Genomic DNA, 10,113 nt, shown 5'->3' on the forward strand with positions numbered 1-10,113 from the left:
GCGGTGCGGATAACTCCACGGGGCAGCGCACAGTGAACACACGCATGCCCTGGCTGGCGCGGCAGTCGGCTGCGCTGACGACGCTGTTGCTTGCCCTCGTTGCCGCTGGCTGTGTCGCCGCTCTATCGCTACCTGTCGGGCTGTTTCCACAGGTAGCTTTTCCTCGCGTGGTGATTGACCTCGACGCTGGCGACCGCCCGGCCGACCAGACCGTGCTGCTGCTGACCCGCCCCGTGGAAGAAGCCATTCGCACGGTTCCAGGCGTCGCCAGCCTGCGCTCGGAAAGCACTCGTGGCTCAGCGCAGATCTCCGTCGATTTCGGCTGGGGACGGGATATGGTCGCCTCGACCTTGTCGATCGACGCCGCGATCGCCAAGGCACTGCCGGATCTGCCCGCCGGCACGCGTTACGCCGTGCGACGCATGGACCCGACGGTCTACCCGATTATTTCTTATGCCCTGCAATCGGAACGCCTGTCGCCGGTGGCCCTTCGCGATCTGGCGGCCTATCGGATCGTACCGCTGTTGGCGTCCGTGCCTGGACTCGCACGCGTGGATGTGCAGGGCGGCGAAACCGCCGAATGGCACGTCGAAGCCGATCCCGGCCGTCTGGCGTCCTACGGCCTCACGCTGACGGATATCGCCGATGCCTTGAACCGTGCCAACGTACTACAGGCGGTCGGGCGCTCCCAGGATCGCAACAAACTTTATCTTGTCGTGGCACACCACACGCTCGACGGCGCCGATGCACTGGGCCGGGTCGTGCTGAAAACCCAGGCCCACGGCTGGGTCAAGTTATCGGATGTCGCCACCGTGAAGCCTGGTTACGCGCCGCAATGGCAAAAGGTCGCCGAAGACGGTCGCGCCGCCGTGCTTTTCAATGTCTACGAGCAACCTGACGGCAACGCCGTGCAGGTGGCACGTGACGTGCGCGCGCGACTGGCCGATATGCGGTTGCCGCCGGGCGTGACGCTGAAGAACTGGTACGATCAGAGCGAGCTGGTATTGGCGTCCGCACATAGCGTGCGCGATGCGGTGACGATCGGCTTGGTGCTCGCCGCTCTGGTACTTTGGTTGTTCCTTCGCTCAAGCCGTGTCACGCTGATCGCGTTGCTGGTCGCACCTGCGGCATTGGCCATCGCCTGCCTGCTGCTGCGGCTGACGGGGCAAACCCTCAACATTATGACACTTGGCGGCATGGCCGCTGCGGTCGGCCTGGTGATCGACGACGCCATCGTCATGATCGAACACATCGCACGGCGCAGTTCGGCGACAACCGACTCCCACGGCGTATTTGCCGCGGCGAAGGAGTTTCTGCCGCCGCTCTCGGGTTCGAGCCTCGCTACGCTCATTGTGTTTCTTCCGCTGAGTTTCCTGGATGGTGTTACTGGCGCCTTCGCCAAAGCCCTGTCGATCGCCATGGCCTGCACCCTCATGGTGTCCTGGGCGATGAGCGCCTGGGTCGTACCGTCGCTCGCTGCGAAACTGATCGACTTTCAGCGCTGGCACGATCCAGGCCTGCACGACCGGCATCCGTTACGCCGCGTCCATGCCTGGCTGTACGACCGTCTGGTGCAACGGCCGCGCGTACTTATCGTATGCGTCGCGCTGCTGGCCTTGTTGGGCTATATCGGCTATCGGCAAGTACCCACCGGTTTTATGCCAGCGGTCGACGAAAGCGGCTTCGTCATGGATTACTACACCCGTCCCGGCACGTCGCTACCTGAAACCGAACGCGAGATCGCGCAGGTCGAAAATATCCTCAAGAGCATGCCGGAAGTCGACACGTTCTCGCGTCGCCTGGGCACCGGCTTAGGCGGCGATCTGGGACAGTCTTATCACGGCGACTTCTTCGTACGCCTTAAACCCGAGCGCGCACGCAACACTGAAGATGTCATGGCCGATGTACGCGAGCGGATCGAACAGAGCGTACCAGGCGTCGAGGTGGAGTTGGCGCAGCTGATGGAGGATCTGATCGGAGATCTCACCGCTGTGCCGCAACCGATCGAAATCAAGCTCTACACCGCCGATGGGGCTGGCCTGCAAGCGCAAGCACAACGGGTGACCGATGCCATCGCATCGATTCCCGGCATCGTCGACGTCAAAAACGGCGTGCAGTTGGCTGGCGACGCGCTGGACATCGCGATTGACCCAGATAGGGCTGCCCTCGAAAGCGTCACCGTCGAAGATGTGCGGCAAAGCATATCGGCCGCACTTTCCGGCATCGTCGCCACGGTATTGCCGCAGGCGACCAAAGCAGTCGCGGTTCGCGTACAGATGCCGGGCGCCATGCACGCGCATATTGCCGATATTGCCGCCCTGCCGATCCGCGCCACCGACGGGCACGTCTTCGCCTTGAGTCGCGTAGCGAGCTTGACCACCGTGACCGGCCAGCCGCAGATATCACGCGAAAACCTGCAACCGATGGCAACGGTCACGGCCCGTATAGAGGGCCGGGGCCTGGGTGCCGCGATCGCCGATGTTCGCGCCGCACTGGCGCGAAACGGCGTGCTCGAAGCGGGAGTACGCTACGAACTCGGCGGACTCTACCAACAGCAACAAACGGCGTTTATCGGTCTGGCTAGGGTCTTTGGCATCGCGCTGGCGGCCGAATTCGTGCTACTCCTTGTGCTTTACCAACGTGCGCGGTTGGCCACGACAATCATGGGTTCGGCGTTGCTTTCGTCCAGTGCCGTGTTTGTCGCGCTTTGGCTTTGCCACGTAGATTTCAACGTGACAGCCATGATGGGCATGACCATGGTCGTCGGCATGAGCACCGAGATGGCGATCTTCTATGTCTCCGAATACAGGATGCTGGCCGAGCATATGGACACACGTGCTGCCCTGCGCGCAGCCAGCGTGGACCGCCTTCGCCCCATCACCATGACCACACTTGCCGCCATGCTGACCCTGGCGCCATTGGCGTTGGCATGGGGCCCGGGCGCTGGCATGCAACAACCCCTGGCGATCGCCATCATGGCCGGCCTGTTGCTGCAGTATCCCCTGGTATTGCTGGCCATGCCAGCGGTGCTCGCGTTATGGGAACGGCCACGTCAGTGAGAAAGAGCGTAACCTTGTCCTATCCCGACCGTGGCAAGGACATTCGATGCGTGGTCTCGACTTCAGCTCCTGGCAGGCTCTACTCACGACGATGATCGGCTTGACGCTGGTCACCCTGATCATGGTCGGCATGCGTCTGGTACTGATGCAGACGGTGCAGCAACGACGCGAGCGTGAAAATCGTCAGATCAATGAGCGACTGCGCACGCTGATCGCGGCATACAAAGTTCTCGGCGGTTCGTTTACCGGCGACCTGGCGGTAGACCCGACGCATCTTCGCGACCTACGGCTGCGTTCCGAGGAAGCGGAGGCGTCGACAGAAGGCGCACCGGGATCCGATCGCCCCCGGCGAATTCGCGACGCGGTGGAGGCCGCGCTCTCGGATGTCATCCTCCTCGGTACGGAAGAGCAAGTCGCCTTGGCGGCCAAGGCCGCCGACGAACTGGCACATGGGCGACCGGTACATACGGCCGAGTTGGTGATCTCGTTGCGTACGTTTATCCGGAGAGTGCTCGATCTGGAACCGGTACCCATGCACCTGTCCATCCCTATGCAGGGCCCCGCCCGGCCTCCAGGTGGGCGCGCCGGCGGAAAAGGCGACGGGAACAAGGAAGGCGCCGGCCGTGGGCGCGGCAACGGAGATGGAATGGGTGGCGGCGGCCTGGGAATGGGCCTTGGTGTGCGCGGCGAGACAGACGATTCGTCGCATCATTCATAACGCTTTGCGTCAGTGCTTCTTCCCTCGCTTCTCTTCACTCTCTACTAGCGCGACAAGCTTTGGTCGGGGGCAGAAATCGCACTGAGCTTCGCCATCAATGCGGCACGAGAACGCGCCGAATCGCTGTCGCCAGGATCAAAACGCAACGCTTCGGAATAAAGTTCGATAGCCAACCTCGGTGCCACGTCGCGTACTCGATTTGCCAATAGCGCCAGATCGCCAGCACTGATGCTGCGGTCGCTGGCCTGCACTGCCCAGCCCACTCGTTCGGCGGGCGAATCGCCGCAATCGCAAGTGGCGCGATGAATCGCCGGCAATTGAGCCGCCATACGCAACAGCGGATTGTCTTGCGACCGTTGTTCAGCCTCCTTCTGCACTACTCGTTCGCCACCGAACAAGCGACCGAAGCGCGGTTGCGCCAAGTTGGCCAGCTCCACACGTATAGCATAGTTATCCGGACCGACCCTCAACGCGTTGCGCGTCACTTGATATGCATAGCGCTCGTCCCCGGCCAGCGCGCCCAAGCGAAGCATAGCCGCATAGGCTGGCGTCATGTTCGGTGCAATAACGACCGCACGATCGAGGTCGGCGCGTGCAAGCGCAAGCGGTTGCCGCAAGTCCTGTGCCGGATTGTCGTCACGCGCAGCCTGAGCGGCGGCGACGTACTGCATACCACTGGCCGCCAGAGCAAATGAGCTGCCCGGCGAGAGCTGCTTCCAACGATCGATGATTTTGCGCGCTTCGTCATTGGCCTTGAAGAATCCAGCCATTTCGAAAGCGGCATCCAGTGCGCCGGGCTGCGATGGGTCGTGCAGTTGCGTATCCATGGCTTCCTGGAAGTAACGATCGACAGCTGCCGCATGGCCTTGACGGAACTGCGTATCGATATCGCTCAGCGACAGCGCCCCACGAAACCGCATTCTGCAATATGCCGCGGTGGTGTCGGTATCCCAGTGACTGCCGGGAGGATCGGGGAATTGCAGGCAGAATTGCAGCGGATCGGTGACACCATCGACCCGGTACGTCGCCGCCACGAAGGCTTCGTAGGTGGCGGCGGAGCGATCCATGACCGGTGCAGCCGTGGAGCGCGACTCCCAGGCGCGATCGACCAACGCGGCAATCAATAGCGCAAGCAACAAGGCCAAAAGCGCGACACGGCTCCATCTACTACCCATGGTTTGCGATTTCATGCACCCCCCGATGGCGCCTTCCGATGGCCTGCTTCATACCTTGCAGACCGGCGGCCAAGCTTCATTGCCTTCGATATGCCACACAAAAAACTCGCCCGACTTCGGCTCGCCGGTGTCGCGCGCGAACAGGAATGTCTTTCCGCTCGGCGAGAATGCCGCGCCGATTTCGCTGCCGTTGACATCGATCGCCGGCCCCAGTTTGACACGTGGCAACCAGCCTTGCGCGCCCAACTGCGATTCGTACAAGCCGCCATCCGCCATCAGGATCATTCGCTTGCCGTCCGGCGACGGCAATGGCTCGTAGTCGTCGCCCGTTGTATTGATCGCAGGGCCGGCATTCTCGACCGTCCACCGGCCCGATGCATCCTGGCGTGCACGCCAGATATCGTTCTTGCCCAATCCGCCCGGCCGATTGGAACCGAAGTACAGCCAGCCGTCCTTACCGAAGCGTGGAAACCATTCGGCGGCATCGGAGTTGACCGGCTCGGGCAAGCGCACTGGCCTGCCCCAATGACCGCCAGCATCGCGATCGACGCGCCAAATGTCGAGATCCTTGCTCACCATGGCGCCGGTAGCGCGCGTCGAAATGAAATACAGGCTATGCCCATCCGGCGTGAACCACGGATCGGCCTCCAGCCCAGGGCCTGCGAACAACGGCGGCAACGGTGTCGACCATCTGCCGCCGCTGCAATGCGATTGCAGGATGCGCCAGCCTGAAAACGATTTGGAGCTGCGCACAAAATAGAAGTCGCCGGTGTTCGGATCGAAAGCACCGTGCGATTCGAACAGATCGCTGGAAATACCCTTCGGCGTCCACGCCTGGACCGACACCGGCGCATCGGCTGCAGCAGCGCAGGCAGCGGCGAACGAAAGCGCCAACCATGCGTATTTCATGAGCTCGCTCCCCCATAAGTCCCACGCGATCATGTTGCGACTGCAACATGCCATGCGTCGCCCATCGTGACATAACGCGCAACATTACGAGGATAGCGGATCAAAAGTCGTGCAGTCGAAAAACTATGCAAGTGGCCAGGCAATGCGGCCGGGGCCGGGACAGGCATGAAGACGCATCCTGAGCACCGGCCGCCACGACTGGCTTTCGGCCAGATCTGGAACATGTGTTTTGGCTTTCTGGGCATCCAGTTCGGATTTGCCTTGCAAACGGCGGAAGTCAGCCGGATTTTCCAGACCCTCGGGGCGCCGCTCGACCAGATCCCGATACTCTGGGTCGCGGCACCGGTGACCGGCCTGATCGTGCAGCCCATCGTAGGCTACTGCTCGGATCGTACATGGACGCGGCTGGGTCGGCGGAGGCCCTATTTCCTCGGCGGCGCGATACTGGCGACAGTGGCCTTGCTCGGCATGCCGCACGCCTCGGTGCTGTGGGCCGCGGCGATGTTGCTCTGGTTGATGGATGCATCGATCAATATCTCGATGGAACCGTTCCGTGCCTTCGTCGCCGATCGCCTGCCTTCGGTACAGCGACCGCTCGGCTACGCGATGCAGAGCTTCTTTATCGGCATTGGCGCTGTCATCGCATCGGTACTGCCATGGCTGCTGGCTCACCTGGGTATCAGCAATGAGGCTGCCGCAGGCACGATCCCGGATACCGTACGGTTCTCCTTTTACGCGGGCGGCCTGGTGCTGTTGCTCGCTGTGGCCTGGACGGTATGGACATCGCCCGAAGACCCGCCGGCATCGCCGATCTTGCACGAACCGCCAGCCATCGACGAGGCGGCGATACGAGGAGCGACACGCGATGGCATCGCCTGGGCGCTAGCCGGCGCGTCTGGCACCTGGGCTGTCGCGCACTATGGTTTGCAACCGTCTTTATACCTGCTCTCGATCGCCTTGCTCGGTTATGGCCTGGCCTTGCTCTGGCTAGCGCATACACGCAGTCGCGGCATGCTGGCACACGTGCTTGCCGATTTGCGTACGATGCCCTCGACCATGCGCCAACTGGCGTGGGTGCAGTTGTTTTCCTGGTTCGCCATGTTCGCCTTGTGGATTTATGCTACCGCGGCGGTGGCCGATACGTATTTTGGCAGCGCCGACCCCACTTCGAAGGTATACAACGAAGGCGCCAACTGGGTCGGCGTGCTCTTCGCCGTCTACAACGGCTTCGCCGCACTGGCCGCTTTGGGCATCGCGCCGATGGCACGCCGGTTCGGGCCGCGCGTCAGCCACGCGATCAATCTTGCGCTCGGTGGCGTGGGCATGCTCGCCTTCTTATCGATCGGGCGCCCGGAATGGCTGCTTCTCCCCATGCTTGGTATCGGCGCGGCCTGGGCATCGATCCTCTCGCTGCCCTACGCCATGCTCTCGGACCAGTTGCCCGCCGCCAAAATGGGCGTGTATATGGGCATCTTCAATTTCTTCATTGTGATCCCGCAGTTGGTTGCCGCCAGCGTGCTCGGTGCGCTGCTCACGCTATGGTTCGACGGCAAGCCGATCGGTGCTCTCGCCCTGGGGGGCTTGAGCCTGCTCCTGGCCGCCTTGTGCACCTTGAAGGTACGCATCGCCAGGTCATGAATCCGATAGTACGCACTCGCATCTGGGCACGGGGCATGGCTGCACGCGACCGGCTCGCCGCCTAGCATGGCATGGAAGCCGGCAAGCCGCCGGTATGCGCGGATTGGCAGCACGTGACGATCGATCTCGACCGACCCTACCCGCTTACCTCGCAACAGATCGACGCGTTCCGCCGCGATGGCTTCATCCGGCTCAAGGACGTTTTCAATGCTGCGGAACTGGCCCATTACGGCGCCGAGATCACCCGCCTGACGATTGCACTGAACACGCAGACGCTGCCATTGGAACAACGAAGCACGTACGACCGGGCTTTCCTGCAGATCATGAATCTATGGGAGAACAGCGAGCATGTACGCCAGTTCGTTTTTGGCCGCCGCCTCGCGGCGCTTGCGGCGGCGCTGCTGCAAGTCGATGGCGTTCGTCTGTACCATGACCAGTCACTCTACAAGGAACCAGGTGGCGGCATAACGCCAGCACATGCCGACCAATACTATTGGCCGGTCGATAGCGATCGCACGGTCACCGCCTGGGTGCCGCTGCAGGCGGTGCCGGCAGACATGGGGCCGCTGGCGTTCTTCGCCGGCAGCCAGCACGTGGAATTCGGCCGCGAACTGGAGATCTCCGACGAGAGTGAGCGCGAGATCACGGCGAACATGGAGCGCCACGGGTTTCGTATCGTGGACGAGCCATTCGCATTGGGCGAAGTCAGCTTCCATCTCGGCTGGACTTTCCATCGTGCCGGAGCGAATCGTTCGACCGCACCGCGCTCTGTCATGACCGTGATCTACATGGACCGCGACATGGTACTCAAAGAACCGGTCAATGCCATGCAGCGTTCCGACTGGGAACGTTGGTGCCCAGGCGCAGCGGTCGGCGCGATCATCGATACACCGATGAATCCCGTGTTATTCGAGCATGTGCCATGAACGCGGGAACGCTGCGCGGCCCTGCACTGATCGCCAATGGCCAAGGCCGCTTTGCGCTGGAAACCGTCGAAGTGGAACCGCCGCACTTCGGCGAAGTGCGTGTGGCCATGGCCGCAGCCGGCGTCTGCCACACCGATCATGCCTCCATGCGTTGGGCCGGCCCTTTAGTCATGGGCCATGAAGGCGCCGGATATATCGAACAGATTGGCGATGGTGTGGAAGGCCTGACCGTCGGCCAACCCGTCTTGCTTAATTGGGCCATTCCTTGCGGCCATTGTTTCCAGTGCGATCTCGGGGCCGAGGCGCTCTGCGAACGCACGCATGAACTCGATGTAGCGCACCTCGGAACGAGCCGCGCACACACCGGCGCCACGCGCTTGCGTGGCGAACCGGTGCAACGTGCATTTCATCTGGGCACGTTCGCCCATCACACGGTGGTTCGTGCCGAAGCCATAACGCCGTTGCCCCACGACATGCCGCTGGATCTCGCCTGCATCCTGGGCTGCGCTGTGATGACAGGGGTAGGCTCGGCAGTGAACGTAGCCGCGGTGCTGCCGGGCGATTCAGTCGCCGTGATCGGTTGCGGCGGTGTCGGCCTGAATGTCGTCCAAGGTGCGCGCATCGCGGGCGCGAGCACGATCGTCGCCATCGACCGTGTGCGCAGCCGCTTAACTCGCGCGCGCGCCATGGGTGCCACTCACACATTACTGGCCGAAAGCGACGATCCGCGTGCCGAACGCCTGATCGCCGCCGTGCGCGATATCGTGTCGCGCGGCGTGGATCATGCCTTCGAAGCCACAGGCGTCGCCGATCTGGCTTTCCTCCCGTTGCACATGGCGCGCCATGGCGGCAATGCCCTTCAGGTAAGCGGCGCGCACGGCCCGGCGACATTGGAATTGCCACGCCTGTTCTGGAACAAGCGCTATATCGCACCGCTCTACGGTGGCTGCGTTCCGGCACGCGATTTCCCGCGCCTGTTCGACTGGATCGCACAAGGACGCATCGATCTGGCCAACCAGGTAACTCATCGCTATCGCCTGGACGAACTGGAGCGCGCGTTTGCCGACATGCATGACGGTCGTGCCGGCAAGGTCGTACTACGCATCGCATGAACGCATTCCGCACCGTCGAAGCCTCCGATCCGCACATCGACACGGTTGGCTTGCGCTTTGCCACCGTAAAGAGCGCCGCTTTAGGACGACGTGCCGATGTCACGCTGTTCGTGCCAACGCAGGCCGAGAATGCCAACGATCTGCCTGTCGCGGTGTTACTGCATGGGGTATACGGTTCCCACTGGGCCTGGGCGCTGAAAGGTGCGGCTCACGTGACTGCCATGCGCCTGATCGACGCGGGCGCACTACCGCCATTGGCCCTGTTGATGCCTTCCGATGGACTGTGGGGCGACGGCTCGGGTTATGTTGCGCACGCCGATCACGACGCCGAACGCTGGATCATCGACGAGTTGCCGGCCCTCGCCTGCTCTCTGATTTCCGAATGTACCGAACGTTCGCCTTTGCTGCTGGCCGGCCTCAGCATGGGAGGCTTCGCCGCACTGCGCCTGGCTGGCAAGTATCCGGCACGCATTACTGCCGCCGCGGCCTTGTCCGCGGTCACCGAGATCGCCCAGCTGGATGCCCTGATCGAAGAAAGCCTGCATGATTGGAGCGACGCACCGGCCGATCGAAGCG

The 10,113-nt window shown here is 62.5% G+C and carries 8 protein-coding genes; 6 read left to right on the plus strand and 2 right to left on the minus strand.

Translation table 11 applies throughout. The annotated features are described in order from the left end of the window. The first annotated feature begins 44 nt into the window (after positions 1-44). Positions 45-3,059: an efflux RND transporter permease subunit gene (locus VIM98_RS05710; RefSeq protein ID WP_414650195.1), complete on the plus strand. Its 3,015-nt coding sequence runs from the start codon at positions 45-47 to the stop codon at positions 3,057-3,059. A gap of 46 nt (positions 3,060-3,105) precedes the next feature. Further along, on the plus strand, positions 3,106-3,777 hold the full coding sequence (locus tag VIM98_RS05715) for a hypothetical protein (RefSeq protein WP_331992132.1): 672 nt from the start codon (positions 3,106-3,108) through the stop codon (positions 3,775-3,777). A 44-nt stretch (positions 3,778-3,821) separates the two neighbouring features. On the opposite strand, the gene VIM98_RS05720 is transcribed toward VIM98_RS05715, so the two are convergent. Together VIM98_RS05720 and VIM98_RS05725 are read right to left on the minus strand one after the other, a co-directional pair. Then, positions 3,822-4,967: a hypothetical protein gene (locus VIM98_RS05720; RefSeq protein WP_331992133.1), complete on the minus strand. Its 1,146-nt coding sequence runs from the start codon at positions 4,965-4,967 to the stop codon at positions 3,822-3,824. A 33-nt stretch (positions 4,968-5,000) separates the two neighbouring features. Next, a complete protein-coding gene (locus VIM98_RS05725; RefSeq protein WP_331992134.1) occupies positions 5,001-5,861 on the minus strand; it encodes a hypothetical protein in 861 nt (286 codons plus the stop codon). Between the two features lie 165 nt (positions 5,862-6,026). Here VIM98_RS05725 and VIM98_RS05730 point away from each other — a divergent pair, with 165 nt between their 5' ends. The 4 genes from VIM98_RS05730 to VIM98_RS05745 all read left to right on the plus strand — a co-directional run. After that, positions 6,027-7,499 carry an MFS transporter gene (locus VIM98_RS05730; protein ID WP_331992135.1) on the plus strand — a complete coding sequence of 491 codons (1,473 nt, stop codon included), beginning with the start codon at positions 6,027-6,029 and terminating at the stop codon, positions 7,497-7,499. A gap of 71 nt (positions 7,500-7,570) precedes the next feature. Then, the gene (locus tag VIM98_RS05735; RefSeq protein ID WP_331992136.1) at positions 7,571-8,425 is read left to right on the plus strand and encodes a phytanoyl-CoA dioxygenase family protein; all 855 of its coding nucleotides are present in this window, start codon (positions 7,571-7,573) and stop codon (positions 8,423-8,425) included. Beyond that, positions 8,422-9,537, plus strand: a complete 1,116-nt coding sequence (locus VIM98_RS05740) for an alcohol dehydrogenase catalytic domain-containing protein (RefSeq protein WP_331992137.1) — start codon at positions 8,422-8,424, stop codon at positions 9,535-9,537. Before VIM98_RS05735 ends, VIM98_RS05740 begins: the two co-directional genes overlap by 4 nt. Then, the coding region (locus VIM98_RS05745) for an alpha/beta hydrolase (RefSeq protein WP_331992138.1) at positions 9,534-10,113 on the plus strand (580 nt) is incomplete at its 3' end. The genes VIM98_RS05740 and VIM98_RS05745, both read left to right, overlap by 4 nt.

The organism is Dyella sp., assembly GCF_036568765.1.
Lineage (GTDB): Bacteria > Pseudomonadota > Gammaproteobacteria > Xanthomonadales > Rhodanobacteraceae > GSA-30.